The organism is Blastococcus sp. SYSU D00669 (assembly GCF_054050715.1).
Genome location: NZ_JBJGZV010000023.1, coordinates 80854 through 95371, shown reverse-complemented (window position 1 = coordinate 95371; position 14518 = coordinate 80854). Strand labels below are relative to the sequence as shown.

15 protein-coding genes are annotated in these 14518 nt (G+C 73.3%); 10 read left to right on the top strand and 5 right to left on the bottom strand.

What is annotated here, in order from left to right:
• Positions 1-104 precede the first annotated feature (104 nt).
• Genes ACI8AF_RS17085 through ACI8AF_RS17075 form a run of 3 tightly spaced genes read right to left on the bottom strand, consistent with a single transcriptional unit; the run spans position 105 to position 3555 of the window.
• Positions 105-1640, bottom strand: a complete 1536-nt coding sequence (locus tag ACI8AF_RS17085) for an acyl-CoA synthetase (RefSeq protein WP_456540934.1) — start codon at positions 1638-1640, stop codon at positions 105-107.
• Positions 1637-2755: a DUF5938 domain-containing protein gene (locus ACI8AF_RS17080; protein ID WP_456540933.1), complete on the bottom strand. Its 1119-nt coding sequence runs from the start codon at positions 2753-2755 to the stop codon at positions 1637-1639. Before ACI8AF_RS17080 ends, ACI8AF_RS17085 begins: the two co-directional genes overlap by 4 nt.
• Complete coding sequence (locus ACI8AF_RS17075; protein ID WP_456540932.1) at positions 2752-3555, bottom strand: SDR family NAD(P)-dependent oxidoreductase; 804 nt, start codon at positions 3553-3555, stop codon at positions 2752-2754. Before ACI8AF_RS17075 ends, ACI8AF_RS17080 begins: the two co-directional genes overlap by 4 nt.
• A 126-nt stretch (positions 3556-3681) precedes the next feature.
• On the opposite strand from ACI8AF_RS17075, the gene ACI8AF_RS17070 reads away from it, so the two are divergent.
• From ACI8AF_RS17070 to ACI8AF_RS17050, 5 genes are all read left to right on the top strand, one after another.
• Entirely contained in the window at positions 3682-4377 is a 696-nt protein-coding gene (locus ACI8AF_RS17070) for a TetR/AcrR family transcriptional regulator (RefSeq protein WP_456540931.1), read from the top strand.
• Positions 4378-4485: 108 nt separating this feature from the next.
• A complete protein-coding gene (locus ACI8AF_RS17065) occupies positions 4486-6222 on the top strand; it encodes a sensor histidine kinase (RefSeq protein WP_456540930.1) in 1737 nt (578 codons plus the stop codon).
• Entirely contained in the window at positions 6210-6875 is a 666-nt protein-coding gene (locus tag ACI8AF_RS17060; RefSeq protein WP_456540929.1) for a response regulator, read from the top strand. The genes ACI8AF_RS17065 and ACI8AF_RS17060 overlap by 13 nt, the downstream gene beginning before the upstream one ends.
• A 113-nt stretch (positions 6876-6988) precedes the next feature.
• Positions 6989-8377, top strand: a complete 1389-nt coding sequence (locus tag ACI8AF_RS17055) for a hypothetical protein (RefSeq protein ID WP_456540928.1) — start codon at positions 6989-6991, stop codon at positions 8375-8377.
• A gap of 36 nt (positions 8378-8413) precedes the next feature.
• Positions 8414-8788, top strand: coding sequence for a hypothetical protein (locus tag ACI8AF_RS17050; protein WP_456540927.1), 375 nt, complete (start codon positions 8414-8416; stop codon positions 8786-8788).
• 88 nt (positions 8789-8876) lie between these two features.
• On the opposite strand, the gene ACI8AF_RS17045 is transcribed toward ACI8AF_RS17050, so the two are convergent.
• Both ACI8AF_RS17045 and ACI8AF_RS17040 read right to left on the bottom strand, forming a co-directional pair.
• Positions 8877-10085, bottom strand: a complete 1209-nt coding sequence (locus ACI8AF_RS17045; protein ID WP_456540926.1) for an RNA polymerase sigma factor — start codon at positions 10083-10085, stop codon at positions 8877-8879.
• Positions 10082-10435, bottom strand: a complete 354-nt coding sequence (locus tag ACI8AF_RS17040; RefSeq protein ID WP_456540925.1) for a YciI family protein — start codon at positions 10433-10435, stop codon at positions 10082-10084. Before ACI8AF_RS17040 ends, ACI8AF_RS17045 begins: the two co-directional genes overlap by 4 nt.
• 75 nt (positions 10436-10510) lie before the next feature.
• Here ACI8AF_RS17040 and ACI8AF_RS17035 point away from each other — a divergent pair, with 75 nt between their 5' ends.
• From ACI8AF_RS17035 to ACI8AF_RS17015, 5 genes are all read left to right on the top strand, one after another.
• Positions 10511-10927, top strand: a complete 417-nt coding sequence (locus ACI8AF_RS17035; protein ID WP_456540924.1) for a DUF1810 domain-containing protein — start codon at positions 10511-10513, stop codon at positions 10925-10927.
• A gap of 88 nt (positions 10928-11015) precedes the next feature.
• Positions 11016-11648 carry a TetR family transcriptional regulator gene (locus ACI8AF_RS17030; RefSeq protein WP_456540923.1) on the top strand — a complete coding sequence of 211 codons (633 nt, stop codon included), beginning with the start codon at positions 11016-11018 and terminating at the stop codon, positions 11646-11648.
• Positions 11645-12556: an ATP-binding cassette domain-containing protein gene (locus ACI8AF_RS17025; RefSeq protein WP_456540922.1), complete on the top strand. Its 912-nt coding sequence runs from the start codon at positions 11645-11647 to the stop codon at positions 12554-12556. The genes ACI8AF_RS17030 and ACI8AF_RS17025 overlap by 4 nt, the downstream gene beginning before the upstream one ends.
• Positions 12553-14154: an ABC transporter permease gene (locus ACI8AF_RS17020; RefSeq protein WP_456540921.1), complete on the top strand. Its 1602-nt coding sequence runs from the start codon at positions 12553-12555 to the stop codon at positions 14152-14154. Before ACI8AF_RS17025 ends, ACI8AF_RS17020 begins: the two co-directional genes overlap by 4 nt.
• Positions 14151-14516, top strand: coding sequence for a nuclear transport factor 2 family protein (locus ACI8AF_RS17015; protein ID WP_456540920.1), 366 nt, complete (start codon positions 14151-14153; stop codon positions 14514-14516). Before ACI8AF_RS17020 ends, ACI8AF_RS17015 begins: the two co-directional genes overlap by 4 nt.
• The last annotated feature ends 2 nt before the right edge of the window (positions 14517-14518 follow it).

The following is a 14518-nucleotide window of genomic DNA, read 5'->3' as shown; positions in this document are numbered from 1 at the left end:
CCCCCCCCCCCCCCCCCCCCCCCCCCCCCCCCCCCCCCCCCCCCCCCCCCCCCCCCCCCCCCCCCCCCCCCCCCCCCCCCCCCCCCCCCCCCCCCCACTCCGGATCAGCCCTGCGCCAGCATCCGGGCGCGGATGTCCGGCTTGACCACCTTGCCGATCTTCGAGCGCGGCAGGTCGGGCCAGATCTCCACCTGCTTGGGCGCCTTCACGCTGCCGATCCGCTCCTTGGCGAACCGCTGCAGCTCGGCGGGGTCCAGCTCCACCCCGGGCTTCGGCTGCACGACGGCGACGACCCGCTCACCCCACTTCGCGTCCGGCAGCCCCACGACGGCGCAGTCCTGCACCCCCTCGTGCGCCATCAGCGCCCGTTCCACCTCGGCCGAGTACACGTTGAAGCCTCCGGTGATGATCATGTCCTTGGCCCGGTCGACCAGGTACAGGTAGCCGGCGTCGTCGAGGTAGCCGATGTCGCCGGTGTGGTGCCAGCCGAACCGCGACGCCTCGGCGGTCGCGACCGGGTCCCGGTGGTAGCCGGCCATCACCAGCGACGAGCGGACGACGACCTCCCCCCGCTCGCCGGTCGGCAGCAGCCCGCCGTCGGTCGACATGATCGCGACGGTCACCAGCGGGGTGGGCCGGCCGGCGCTGGCGAACCGCTCGCGGGCGAGCGTGCCGTCGGGGTGCAGGTGCTCGGCCGGCGCGAGGGTGGAGATCATCATCGGCGCCTCCGACTGCCCGAACAGCTGGCCGAGCACCGGCCCGATCCGCTCGATCGCCTCTGCCAGCCGGTCGGGGGCCATGGGCGCGGCCCCGTACCAGAGGCACTGGAAGCTGCCGAGGTCCGCCGCGTCGAGGGCCGGGTGCTCGAGCAGCATGTAGATCAGCGTCGGGGGCAGGAAGGCGTGGGTGACCCGGTGCTGCGGGACCAGCCGGAGGAACTCGCCCAGGTCGGGCGCCGGCATCACGACGACCTCGCCACCCAGCGCCAGCACCGGGAAGCAGAGCACCCCGGCGGCGTGGGTCAGCGGCGCGAGCGCCAGGTACACCGGGCGGCCGTCGAACGGGTAGCTCATCAGCGTCAGCGCCGACATCGTCTCGAGGTTGCGGCCGGTCAGCCGCACCCCCTTGGGCCGCCCCGTCGTCCCCCCGGTGCCGACCAGCATGACGACGTCGTCCGGGGGCTCGACGTCGTCCTGGTCGGGTCCGGCCGCCGCGTCGAGCCACTCGTCGAGCGGGACGTCGGGGCCCGAGTCGTCGAGGCAGACGAGCGTGGTGAGCGCGGGCAGCCGGTCGCGGATCTTGGACACCAGCGCCGCGTACGCCGGGGCGTAGATCAGCGTGGTGCAGCCGAAGAGCTCGAGCAGCTCCCGGTTCTCCTCCGCCTCGTTGCGCGGGTTGACCGGGCACCAGACGGCGCCGGCCCGGGCGATGCCGAAGACGCAGGCGAAGGCCGTGGGGTCGTTGCCCGACAGGACCGCCACCGGGTCCCCGGGCCGGACGCCCGAGCGCACGAGCGCCCGGGCGACCCGCCGGGTGAACGCCTGCACCTCGCCGTAGGAGAACGAGCGCTCCCCCATCGTCAGGCAGGGGGCGTCGGGTCCGAGCGACGCGCCCTTGTCGAGGTAGGCGGCCACACTCATCGGTGCTCGGTCACCACCGGGTCGAGCACCAGCCCGAACTGGCGCATGACGCCGAGCAGCTCGCGGTGGCCGAACGCCTGGCAGCCGCTGGCGAACCCCACCCGCCGTGGCGGCTGCTGCAGCAGCGACATCGCCGCCCAGGCCTGCATCAGCCCGGTCTGCTTGTAGTTGCTGTTGCCGTGGATGACCACGTGCTTGCGGCCCAGCGGCCCGCTGGCGTGCACGGAGTCGACCGAGATGTTCAGCCGGGGGTTCTCGCGGGGCGGCATGCCGGTGGCCCACTGGTCGGCGACGGCGGCCAGGGCGTCGTCCCACTGCTCGCGCGGCAGGGTCTTGATGTCCTTCTCCACCGCGGCGGTGGTGGCGACGACGGCCTCCATGACCGGCCGGTTCATCACCCCGCCCTGCACCTTGACGTTTGCCACCCGCGGGTCGTCCTTGAACCAGACCGGGTGGCTGGTGCCGCCCCACGGCACGGTGAGCCCCAGCTCGTGCTGGCCGGGCACCACGACGTCCCACTTCGACAGCGGGTCGACCTTCACGTACTGGTTCTCCTGGAGGTGGAACCAGTCGGCCTTGAGGATGGTGAAGATCGTCTGGGTCGACGCGTAGGTCGGGAAGCCCTTCCAGAGCACGAGGACGTCGAGGGTGTCGAGGCCCGGCGTCTCGAGCGCGATGTTGGCCGCGATCTCCCCGGTCGTGTACATCTGCGCGATCCCGGGGGCGAGCAGCAGGCCGGCGTCGGCGAACGCCGTCCCGAACCGCTCCTGCACCCCCATCACCCAGTCCTGCTCGCCGGTGGTGTCGAGGTAGTGCGCCCCGGTGGCCAGGCACGCCTCGGCCACCTCGAAGCCGAACTTGATGAACGGGCCGACGGTGTTGCAGACGACCCTCGCGCCGCTGAACAGGTCGGTCAGGGCCTCGACGGTGTGCTCGACCTCGACGACCTCGTAGTCGGCGGTCTCGATGCCGGGGATGCGGCCGACGACCTCCTGGCAGCGGTCCTTGTCGCGCCCGGCCGCGACGAACGGGACGTTGAGCTCGCGCAGGTACTCGCAGATCAGCCGGCCGGTGTAGCCGGAGGCGCCGTACACGACGACGGGCTTCGTGCTCACGAGCCCATCCCCCCGTCGACGGCCAGGCCGGTCCCGTTGACGAAGCGGGAGGCGTCGGAGGCGAGGAAGACGACGGCGTCGGCCATGTCGGTCGGGTCGCCCAGGCGTCCGGACGGCGTCAGCGCGACGACGGCGCCGACCGCCTCCTCGACGCTCGGGAACAGGCCCAGCTCGGCGCAGTCGACGGCGAGCTGCATGCCCATCGCCGTCGGCACGAGGCCCGGGTAGATGCAGTTGACGCGGACGCCGTAGCCGAGCTTGCCGGCCTCGGCGGCGGCGATCCGGGTCATCCGGTCGATGGCGCTCTTGGTGCCGGAGTAGCCGGCGATGCCCGGGAAGGCGATGGTCGCCGCGACGCTGGCGATGTTGACGATCGAGCCGCCGCTGCCCGCCGCCCCGCCCGGGCGCATGGCCCGGAAGCCGTGCTTCATGCCCAGCGCGGTGCCGACGACGTTGACGTCGAGCATCCGCCGCAGCCGCTCCGGGTCGAGGTCGACCACGAGCTGGGTGACCTCGATGCCGGCGTTGTTGACCAGGATGTCCAGCCCACCCAGCTGGGCGACGGTCTGCCCGATCGCGGACTCCCAGCTGGCCTCGTCGGTGACGTCGAGGTGGGTGAAGGCGGCGGTGGCGCCGTCCTTGGCGATCAGCCGGGCGGTCTCGGTGCCGACCTCGTCGAGGACGTCGCCGATCATCACCGCCGCCCCGGCCCCGGCGAGCGCCTCGGCCATCGCCTGGCCCAGCCCTCTCGCCCCTCCGGTGACCAGCGCCCTGCGCCCGGTCAGGTCCAGTCCCGCCATGCCGCACTCCTCGCCTCGTCGCGCCCCCGTGTGACGCCGGTCATGCTCCGCGACTTTTGGACGGGTGTCAAGGATTTCTTTGACAGTCGTCAAGGGCTTACGATTCGCAACGACGGAGGGAGTCCGATGGCCGCGGCGACGCAGCGGGTGGACAAGTTCGCCGCCCGGCGCAGCGAGCTGGCCGGCGCGGCCCTGCGCACGCTCGCCGAGCGCGGCTACGCCCAGACGGGGCTGCGCGACATCGCCTCGAACTCCGAGTTCTCGCACGGCGTCCTGCACTACTACTTCAGCGACAAGACCGACCTGATCACGCACTGCGTCCGGGAGTACAAGGAGCAGTGCGCGACCCGCTACGACGAGGTCGTCGCCACCGCGACCACGGCCGACGAGCTCGCCGCCGGGTTCCTGCAGAAGCTGGCCGCGACGCTGACCGACGAGGCGCCGATGCACCGCCTCTGGTACGACCTGCGCAACCAGTCGATGTTCGAGCCGGCCTTCCGGGCCGACGTCGCCGACATCGACCTGCTGCTCGAGCGGATGATCTGGCGGGTCGTCACCCGCTACGCCGAGCTCGCCGGCGCGCAGCCGCAGATCGCCTCACCGGCGATGTACGCGGTGCTCGACGGGCTGTTCCAGCAGGCGCTGCTGCGCCAGCTCGCCGGGGAGCCGTCGGCGGCGGCCGATCTGCAGGCCGCCGTCACCGAGGTGCTCCCCCACCTGGTGCACCGAGGTGAGGACACGACGGTCCCGGTCGATCCCGTGGAGGTCGACGGAGTGGTAGCCGACCCGGGTGTCCACCCGCCACGGGAGGTCGGCCCGTAACCCGTCGCGCACGGGCTGCAGGAGCCGTGCGGCGGTCCGATCGGCGTGTCCCGCGCGAGCAGACTGGGTGCCCTGGGCACGGCGCTGCCTCAGCGCGATGATCGGCCCATGCCGGCGGCCATCGTGGAGGCCGGGGTTCCGGAACGTCCCCCGGACACGATGCCGGTCGGTCCGGGGCTGATCGGCCCCACGATCGTCGTCATCGCCGCAACCGCGGTCGTCGCGTCGCTGCCCCGGGCACCGTACCCGTTGCCGATCTGGCTGTTCTTGCAGGTGACCGGGCTGGTCTTCGCCGTGTGCGGTGTCGTGCTCTGGTGGCAGCGACCGGCGAACGGCACCGGGCGGTTGATGGCCGTCGTCGCGCTGACCTGGTACGTCGGCAATCTGCAGCTGATCGGCTCCCCCGTGGCGTTCGCCCTGGGCTTCTCCCTGTACCACGCTCAGGTCGCGGCGCTGACCCACCTCGTGCTGGCGCTGCCCGACGGCCGGCTGCACCGCCGCTCCGAACGACGGTTCGTGGTCGGGTGCTACGTCGCCGCCGTTGCCACCCAGGTGGTGCGGTGCGTGGTCGAGTGGCGCCCGGAGCCGCAGGGCTGGGGCGACCCGGGTGGTCGCTATTCCGTCTGGGCCTCGGTCTCCAGCGTGCTCCTCGTCGCAGGAACCGCCGTCACGGTCGGCATGGTGGTGCGTCGCTGGTCGCGCGCGGGGCGGTACCTGCGGCGTACGTACTCGTGGGTGTGGACGACGATCGTCGTCCTCGGCGGGGTCATCGTCGGCGCCGGTCTGGCGGCCCTGCTGCACGCCCCTGTGCCGGTGCAGAGGGCACTCGCCGTCCTCACTGCCGCGTGCCTGCTGCTCTCCCCCGTCGCGCTGGCCATCGGGTTGCTCCGCGTCCGGCTGCAGCGCGCCCGGGTGGCCGAACTGGTGCTGCGTCTTCGCCAGGCCACGGATCCGGCCGACCTGCAGACGGCGATCGCCCGGGCGCTGGGCGACCCCGGCCTGCGGCTCTGGTTCCCGATGGGGGACGGCCTGGCGACCGTCGACGGCATGCCCGTAGCACCGGACGTCGACGGCCGGGGGCGCAGCCGCACCCCTGTGGAGCACCGTGGACGGGTTCTCGCCGTGCTGGTGCACGATCCGGCGCTCGAGGAGGACCGCGCACTGCTCGGCTCCGTCCTGGCCACGGCTGCGCTCGCGCTCGACAACGCCCGGCTGGTGACCGCCGAGCGGGCCCGCTCGGCGGAGCTGGGAGCAGCCGCCGCCCGCATCGTCACTGCCGCTGATGCCGAGCGGCGACGCATCCAGCGCGAGCTGCACGACGGCGTCCAGCACCGGCTGCTGGCCACGGCCGTGCTGCTCGGCAGGGTCTCGTCCGGCCCCGATCCGCCGGCCGAGGTCCGCAACGCCATGGCTCACCTGCGCGACGCCCTCGTCGAGCTCCGCACGCTGACCAACACCATCGCCCCCGCCGCGCTGGGTGAGCAAGGCCTCGCCGCCGCCGTCGAGGTGCTCGCCGAGCGGGCCCCGGTGCCCGTGGTGACCGACATCCCGCCGGGGCGCTGGCCCGAGCCGGTGGAACGCGCGGCGTACTACGTCGTCGCCGAGGCCCTGACCAACGTCTACAAGTACGCGCACGCCAGCAGGGTGGGCGTCCGGATCGCCGAACGGCCCGGCGTCCTCACCGTCACGGTCGAGGACGACGGGATCGGCGGCGCCCGCATCTCGGCGGGCACCGGTCTGCAAGGACTCCGGGACCGCGCTCTCGCTCTGGGTGGGAGGTTCGACGTCCGGGACCGCCCGGGCGGCGGTGTCCGGGTGCAGGCGGATCTGCCGTGCGTGTCGTGATCGCCGAGGACTCCGGCCTGCTCCGCCAGCTGCTGGCGGATCTGCTCCACGGCCACGGGTTGACGGTGTGCGGCCAGGCAGGCAGCGTGCCCGAGCTCCTGCGGCTCGTCGCTCACTGCCGGCCGGACCTGTGCATCCTCGACGTCCGCATGCCGCCCGACTACAGCGACGAGGGGCTGGTCGCCGCCGAGAGCATCCGGGCAGGCTGGCCAGGGGTCGGCCTCCTGGTGCTGTCGCACTACGCGGAGACCTCGTACGCCGTCCGCCTCCTCGAGCTGCCGGGCGGCGGCGTCGGGTACCTGGTCAAGGACCGCGTGCAGGACGGCCACCGGCTCATCGACGCGATCCACCGCGTGGCCGACGGCGAGGTGGTTGTCGACCCCGAGGTGGTCCAACGGGTGATGCGCCGGCAGCGGGTCACCGATCCCCTCGCGATCCTGAGCCCCGCCGAGCGAGAGGTGCTCGCACTCATGGCGGAGGGGTTGTCGAACAGCGCGATCGCCTCTCGGCTGGCGTACAGCGTCAAGACCGTCGAGAAGCGTGTCACCTCCCTGTCGCAGAAGCTCGGGCTACCTGACCCTGACGCCCCGGACCGGGGGGACGTCAACCTGCGCGTCCTAGCCGTCCTCCGGTACCTGCGCGCGGCGCGCTGACTCCCGCCGGTGGAGGGACATCCCTCCCCGGCCGTAGGGCTGACCCCGCTGTCCGGATCCGCCGGTCAGAACAACCTGGGCCGTGTCCGAACGAACCCCCCGAGGAGTCGGTGATGGCCCGGTACAGAGTGAAGATCAATGGATTCCGCGTCGTCCAGGAGTCCTACGACGACATGCTCGAGCGCGACGGGAAGCGCGATGAGGTGATGATCTCCGTCGTCACCACGGTGACTGACAGGGACGGCAGACTGCTCGGCCTCCCGTCCGAACGGACGACGCCGATCATGGGAGACACCTGGCGGCTGGACAACCGGGTGCAGGCCGGCAGCGCCAGCGACCGCGGCGGCCTGCGGACGGGTGACCGCTTCCCCACCACGGTGGCGCCCTGGCTGCCGCCGATCCCGACGTCGGCCACGCGGGACTACCCGCCGTACGTCATCTGGGAGGGGGAGCTGCCCGACGACGGCAGCCGGTCCGTGCTCATCGTGCCGAGCCTGCTCGAGTACGACCTCGGCAGGGACTTCTGGACCGAGGCGCTCAACGTGGTGAAGCAGATCGACGACACGTTCGGGCAGCGCGCCAAGGCGGCGTTCAGCACGCTGTTCCCCGTGGCCGCGCCGGTCTTCGACGCGGTCAGCGTCGGCATCCAGACCGCGGCGGCCCTTCCCCGCTTCCTCGGCAGTCCGGGCATCCGCCCGATCGGGATGCAGTCCGCGCCGGGCGAACCGGACAAGTACGTCTACTCGCCCCAGGTTCTGGGCCTCAACGGGAAAACCGCCGCGGAGATCGCCGCGACGGACTACGGGTTCGGCCGCCCCGGGATCTTCTCGCACGCCTACAAGGACGCACCCGGACTCGACGGCTGGTACGAGGTGTACTTCCAGGTGGAGGACCTCAGCGTCCCCGTCCCGGCGTGGCAGCACATCGGGTCCGCCTTCGACGTGCGAGCGATGGCGCCGTGGGGGCCGTTCCTGCTGGCCGTGACCGGGGACGCGCGGCTGTGGTCGCGGACGACCACCGAGGTGGACGAGCCGTGGACGCCGCTCGGGAGCGCGCCGGTACCCGCGGGCATGGCCGTGAGCGGCCCGATCTTCTGCGCCGGCCGGGACAACGGGCTCTACGCGAAGATCGAGCCGTTCGCCACGCCCTGGCAGCGGATCGGCCATGCCAACAGCGTGACGGCGATGGCGGCCACCGGCGGGCGGCTGTACTGCACCACGCGTGACAACCTGCTGTGGAGCCGCGAACCCCTGCTCCAGGACGTCGACTGGCAGCGGGTCGGCCACGCCAACGGGGTGGTCGCGATGACCGCCCGCGGCGGGAACCTGGTGTGTGCCACGGCCGACCGGCAGCTCTGGACCCGTCCGGCCGGACCGGACGACGTCGAGTGGAAGCCCCTCGGGAGCGCACCCGCCGACGTGGGCGCCCTCGCCGCGATCCCCGGGGACCCGTCGGTGTGGGTCACGACCGCGGATGGGCGGCTGTGGAAGTTCCGTCCCTGATCGCCGGCCGCACATCGCGTGAGAGGAGCAGGAAGGATGATCCCCACGAGTCTGAGCGATCTCGCCGTATCAGGAGTGACCGCGGCCGCTCGCAAGGTGGCACGAGCAACGCTGGGCGACGACGCGGCTGACGTGGTCGGCTCCGTCGGGCACCAGTTCCAGGCGCGCAAGAAGATCGTTGAGGGACAGGAGCAGGCGTCGGTGACGGCTGCGGCCGAGCAACCGAGCGCGTCGACCGACAGCGACACCTCCTTCGGCGATGCGGGGATGGGGAGCGGTGAGCTCGTCACTGGGGCCGACTCCCTCGACCCCACCGTCCTCGGGGTGTCCGATCCCACGGGCGGCGGCTTCCTCGAGAGCGTCGGGGAGGTGCTCCACAACCTTTTCGGGTGGCTGTTGGACGCTGTCTGAACCGACGTCCTGGTCGCCGAGGCGCCGAGATCTGCGATCCCGCGACCGTGGCAGTGAGCATCCACGGGACCGCAGATCTCGCGGCTCGTCAGGGGCTCTCGGGGCGGAGAGCCTCCCGGCGCGCCGCGAGAAGGGCGCGTTCGGCCTCGTTGGCCGTGAGTTCCAACGCCCGGGCGTAGGCCTCCGCCGCCTCCTCGTCCCGGCCGAGGCGGCGCAGCAGGTCGGCGCGGACGGCGTGGAACAGGTAGTAGGTGGGTAGATCCAGCTCGTCGACCAGGCGCAGCCCGGCGCCCGGGCCGTCCACCTCGGCGACGGCGACCGCCCGGTTGAGCGCCACCACGGGGGTCGGCGTGAAGACCAGCAGCTGGTCGTAGAGCGCGACGACCTGCCGCCAGTCCGTCGTCCCCTCGGAGTGCACCGCCTGGATCGCCGCCTGCACCTGGTACGGGCCCGGCCGGTTGCGGCGCAGGCAGCGGCGGACCAGCCCCTGCCCCTCGGCGACCAGCTCCGCGTCCCAGCGGCTGCGGTCCTGGTCGGGCAGCAGCACCAGCTCGCCGTCGGCGCCCACCCGTGCGGGCTGCCGCGACTCGACGAGCAGCATGAGCGCGAGCAGGCCGAGCATCTCGGGCTCGTCGGGCATGAGCTCGGCGAGCAGCCGGCCGAGCCGGATCGCCTCGGCGCGCAGGTCCTCGCGCACCGGCTGCTCGCCGGCGGTCGCGGTGTGCCCCTCGGTGTAGACGAGGTAGACGACGGCGAGCACCGGCCGCAGCCGGTCGGGCAGCTCGGCCTCGGCGGGCACCCGGTACGGGATGCGGGCGGCCTTGATCTTCGCCTTCGCCCGCACCAGCCGCTGCGCCATCGTCGGCTCGGGCACGAGGAAGGCGCGGGCGATCTCCGCCGTCGTCAGGCCGCCGAGCAGCCGCAGGGTGAGCGCGACCTGCGCCGACGGCGCGAGCGCGGGGTGGCAGCAGGTGAAGATCAGCCGCAGCCGGTCGTCGGGCACCGGACCCACCTCCCGCTCTTCCTGGACGTGCAGCAGCACCGCCTGCGCGTGCCGGTCGTCGCGGCCGGCCTCGCGCCGGAGGCGGTCGATCGCCCTGTTGCGGGCGGTGGTGAGGATCCAGCCGGCCGGGCTGGGCGGCAGGCCCTGCTGCGGCCAGCGCTCGAGGGCCTTCTCGAACGCGTCCTGCACCGCGTCCTCGGCGACGTCGAGATCGCCGAGGACGCGGGTGAGGACGGCGACCGCGCGGCCGTGCTCCTCGCGGAACACCCGCGCGACCTCCGCGGCGTCGGTCACTCGAAGCGTTCCCGGAACGGCCGCACCTCCAGGGGCAGGCCGGTGATCTCCGCCTGCTGGCGCGCCCAGTGCAGGGCGCCGTCGAGATCGGGGGCCTCCACGACGGTGAACCCGCCGAGGTGCTCCTTGCCCTCGGTGTAGGGGCCGTCGGTGATCAGCACCTCGCCGTCGTCCTTGGTGAGCAGGACCGTCGCGGTGCTCGCGTCGTGCAGCCCGCCCGCGAACACCCAGGCCCCGGCCGCCTCCATCTCCCGCTGCAGCTCGCCGAGCTTCGCCATCACCGGCGCGAGGAACTCCGGCGGCGGGACCTCGCCGTCGGGCTGGTACATGCTGATCAGGTACTGGGCCATCGCTGGTCCCCTCCTCCGCGGCCGGCACCCTGCCGGCTCAACCCCTACACGAACGGACGACGGCCGGATCGACAGATGAGCGCAGATCTCTCCAGATTTCTCTCCGCCCAGGACGGCGGCGTCTACGAGCAGGCGCTGGCCGAGCTGCGCGCCGGGCGCAAGCACAGCCACTGGATGTGGTTCGTCTTCCCGCAGGTCGCCGGGCTCGGCCGCAGCCAGACGGCGCAGCACTACGCGATCGCCGACCTCGACGAGGCGCGCGCCTACCTCGCCGACCCGGTGCTCGGACCGCGGTTGGTCGAGTGCGCGCGGGCCCTGCTCGACCTGCCCGGCCGCGACGCCGTCGCCGTCCTGGGGCCGGTCGACGCGCAGAAGCTGCGCTCGTCGATGACCCTCTTCGCCGCCGCCGACGGCGACCCGGTGTTCGGCCAGGTGCTCGACGAGTACTTCGGCGGCGCGGCCGACGAGCTCACCCTGGGCCGCCTGCTCTGACCCGACCGCTTTCGGTGCCGAAAGCGGTGAGGCGTCCGGAGGCGAAGGACCCTGGTCCTCGACTGAACATGTGTTTAGGGTGCTGCACGTGCGTTCAGCCGACGACGACCTGACCGGCCGGGCACGGATCCGCGACGCGGCGATCCGCCGGTTCGCCGTCGACGGGTTCGGCACGTCGGTGCGGGCGATCGCCGCCGAGGCCGGGGTCAGCCCCGGGCTGGTCATCCACCACTTCGGGTCGAAGGAGCAGCTGCGCACCGCCTGCGACGACCACGTCCTGCGGGTCATCGCCGACGCCAAGACCGGCGCCTTCACCCGGGGCGGCCCGGGCGACTGGCTGCACCAGATGGCCGCGATCGAGGACTACGGCCCGCTGGTCGGCTACCTGGTGCAGACCCTGCTCTCCGGCGGCGAGCTGGCCGCCACCCTGCTGCAGCACATGACCGAGGACGCCGAGAAGTACCTCGCCGACGCGGTCGCGGCCGGCACCATGCGGCCGAGCCGCGACCCGGCCGCGCGCGCCGCCTGGCTGGTCGACGTCGGCATCGGCGCCGTCCTGGCGTTCGTGCGGCGGCACCCCCCGGTGGACGGCGACTACCGCGCGACCCTGCGCGCGTACGCCGAGGCCGCCGCCCTGCCCGCTCTCGAGATCTACACCGAGGGCCTGCTCACCGACAGCTCGTTGCTCGACACCTATCTGGAGTACCGGGAGAAGTCATGAACGCGGTCGAGATCACCGGCCTGACCAAGAGCTTCGGCGACGTCCGCGCCCTCGACGGGCTGGACCTCACCGTGGAGGCGGGCACGGTCGCCGGCTTCCTCGGCCCCAACGGCGCCGGCAAGTCGACGACGATCCGGGTGCTGCTGGGCCTGCTCCGGGCCGACGGCGGCACCGTCCGCCTCCTCGGCGGCGACCCGTGGACCGACGCCGTCGCCCTGCACCGCCGGCTGGCCTACGTGCCCGGCGACGTGACGCTGTGGCCGAACCTCACCGGCGGTGAGGTGATCGACCTGCTGCTTCGGCTGCGCGGCCCGGCCGACGGACGGCGCCGGGCCGAGCTGCTCGAACGCTTCGAGCTCGACCCCACGAAGAAGGCCCGCACCTACTCCAAGGGCAACCGGCAGAAGGTCGCCCTGGTCGCCGCGCTCGCCTCGGACGTGGAGCTGCTCGTGCTCGACGAGCCGACCAGCGGCCTCGACCCGCTGATGGAGGCGGTGTTCACCGAGTGCGTCGGCGAGGCCCGGGCCGCCGGGCGGTCGGTGCTGCTGTCCAGCCACATCCTCGCCGAGGTGGAGAAGCTCTGCGACACCGTCACGATCATCCGCGGCGGGCGCACGGTCGAGAGCGGCACGCTGACCCAGCTGCGGCACCTGACGCGGAACACCGTGACCGCCGTGGTCCGGTCGGACCCGGCGCCGCTGGCCGCGCTGCCCGGGGTCCACGACTTCGCCGCCGACGGCGACCGGGTCACCTTCCTCGTGGACAACGACCACCTCGACACGGCCACCGGCGCGCTCGCCCGGCTCGGCCTGACCAGCCTGGTCTGCGCGCCGCCCTCGCTGGAGCAGCTGTTCCTCCAGCACTACGGCGACGAGCTCGCCGAGCTCGAGGCGGTGGGACGGCGATGACCGCCCCGGCCTACGCCGGCACCGGGACGGTGCTGCGGCTGGAGCTGCGCCGCGACCGCCGGCGGCTGCTGATCTGGGTGGTCGCCCTCGGCCTGCTCACCGTGTACTCCTCCGTCGCGCTCACCGCCGTGTACCCCACCGCGGCCGACCGGCAGGCGCGGGCCGCCGCGGTCGACACCCCCGCCGGCATCATGTTCAGCGGGCCGGCGTTCGGGGTCGACGAGTACACGCCCGGCGCGATGATCGCGAACGAGCTCGGCTTGTCGGTCATGGTGGCGCTCGGCGTCATGTCGATCCTGATGGTGGTCCGGCACACCCGCGCCGAGGAGGAGAGCGGCGCCACCGAGCTGCTGCTCTCGGGGGCGGTCGGCCGGCGCACGCCGCTGACGACGGCGCTGGCCCTCATGACGGCCGCGAACGTCGCGATCGCCGTCGTGGTCGCCGCCGGGCTGCTGGCCACCGGCCTGGGCGCCACCGGCTCGCTCGCCCTCGCCGCCGGGTTCGCGCTGACCGGCATGGTCTTCGGCGCCGTGGCGGCCGTGAGCGCCCAGCTCTTCCAGACCGGGCGGGCGGCGTCGGGCGCGGCGCTGGGTGTGCTGCTGGCCGCCGTGATCGTGCGGGGGATCGGTGACATCCTGCAGACCGGCGGCAGCCCGCTGTCGTGGCTGTCCCCGATCGCCTGGGCGCAGCAGACCCGGGCGTTCGTCGACCTGCGGTGGTGGCCGCTGCTGCTGTCGGTCGGCCTGGTCGCCGTCCTCCTGGTCGTCGCCGCCCGGCTCACCGCACGGCGCGACGTCGGCGCCGGCGTGTTCGCACCGCGCCGCGGGCCGGCCGTCGCCGCCGCCTCGCTGGCCGGGCCGGGAGGGCTGCTCAGGCGCCTGCAGCGCGGGACGGTCGTGGGCTGGGCGGTCGGCCTGCTCGTCCTCGGGCTGTCCTTCGGCTCGCTGACCGAGCAGGTCACCGACATGCTCTCCGGCAACCCGCAGCTGGCCGAGGTCTTCGCGGCGACCGGCGCCGACCCGGCCGACTCCTTCTCCGCGATCGCCGCGCTGTACTACGGGTTGCTCGCCGGCGGCTTCGCGGTGGCCTCGGTGCTCCGGCTGCGCGGCGAGGAGACCGGCGGTCGCAGCGAGCTGCTGCTGTCGACCGCCCTCGACCGGCGCCGCTACGCCGGGGCCGCGCTCGCCGTCGCCGCGGGAGCCGCCGCGCTCCTGCTGCTCGTCGCCGGCCTGGGCAGCGGGCTGGCCGCCGCCGGGGTGACCGGGGACGCCGGGGAGGTGGGCCGGCAGCTCGCGGCCGCGCTGGTGCACCTGCCGGCAGTCCTCGTCCTGGCCGGCCTGGCCACCGCGCTGGTCGGCCTGGCGCCGCGGTGGGCGCCGCTGGCCTGGGCCGCGCTCGTGTGGGGCCTGCTGGCCGGCATGTTCGGGCAGCTGCTGTCGCTGCCGGAGTGGGCGCTGCGGCTCTCCCCGTTCGGATGGGTGCCCCAGGTGCCGGCCGAGGAGCTCGACGCCGTCCCCCTGCTGGGTCTGCTCGTCGTGGCGGGCGCGCTGGCCGCCGCCGGGATCGCCGGGTTCCGCCGCCGGGACGTGCCGGCGTGACCGACGCCCGCCGGATCGCCGAGGCGTTCTCCGGTCACCGCTTCCCCGAGGTCTACGACGTCCTCGCCGAGGACGTCCGCTGGACGTTCGTCGGGGACACCGTCGTCGAGGGTCGCCGGGCGGTCGAGGACCTCTGCGAGCAGACGCTCGCGGCGCTCGCCACGACCACGACGGGGTTCGTCCGGTTCGTCAGCATCGCCCAGGACGACGCCGCCGCCGTCGACGTCGTCGCCCGGTACGTCGACGACGACGGCGGGACCACCACGGTCTCCTCGTGCGACGTGCACGAGTTCACCGGCGGCGCGCTGACCGCGATCACCTCCTGCACCGTTGAAAACGAAACCGTGCCGTCTGGGACATGAGG

Coding starts and splice junctions, on each gene's coding strand:
- ACI8AF_RS17065 (WP_456540930.1), top strand. CDS start 4,486: ATGCCGGCGGCCATCGTGGAGGCCGGGGTTCCGGAACGTCCCCCGGAC.
- ACI8AF_RS17035 (WP_456540924.1), top strand. CDS start 10,511: ATGAGCGCAGATCTCTCCAGATTTCTCTCCGCCCAGGACGGCGGCGTC.
- ACI8AF_RS17075 (WP_456540932.1), bottom strand. CDS start 3,555: ATGGCGGGACTGGACCTGACCGGGCGCAGGGCGCTGGTCACCGGAGGG.
- ACI8AF_RS17055 (WP_456540928.1), top strand. CDS start 6,989: ATGGCCCGGTACAGAGTGAAGATCAATGGATTCCGCGTCGTCCAGGAG.
- ACI8AF_RS17025 (WP_456540922.1), top strand. CDS start 11,645: ATGAACGCGGTCGAGATCACCGGCCTGACCAAGAGCTTCGGCGACGTC.
- ACI8AF_RS17050 (WP_456540927.1), top strand. CDS start 8,414: ATGATCCCCACGAGTCTGAGCGATCTCGCCGTATCAGGAGTGACCGCG.
- ACI8AF_RS17020 (WP_456540921.1), top strand. CDS start 12,553: ATGACCGCCCCGGCCTACGCCGGCACCGGGACGGTGCTGCGGCTGGAG.
- ACI8AF_RS17070 (WP_456540931.1), top strand. CDS start 3,682: ATGGCCGCGGCGACGCAGCGGGTGGACAAGTTCGCCGCCCGGCGCAGC.
- ACI8AF_RS17040 (WP_456540925.1), bottom strand. CDS start 10,435: ATGGCCCAGTACCTGATCAGCATGTACCAGCCCGACGGCGAGGTCCCG.
- ACI8AF_RS17085 (WP_456540934.1), bottom strand. CDS start 1,640: ATGAGTGTGGCCGCCTACCTCGACAAGGGCGCGTCGCTCGGACCCGAC.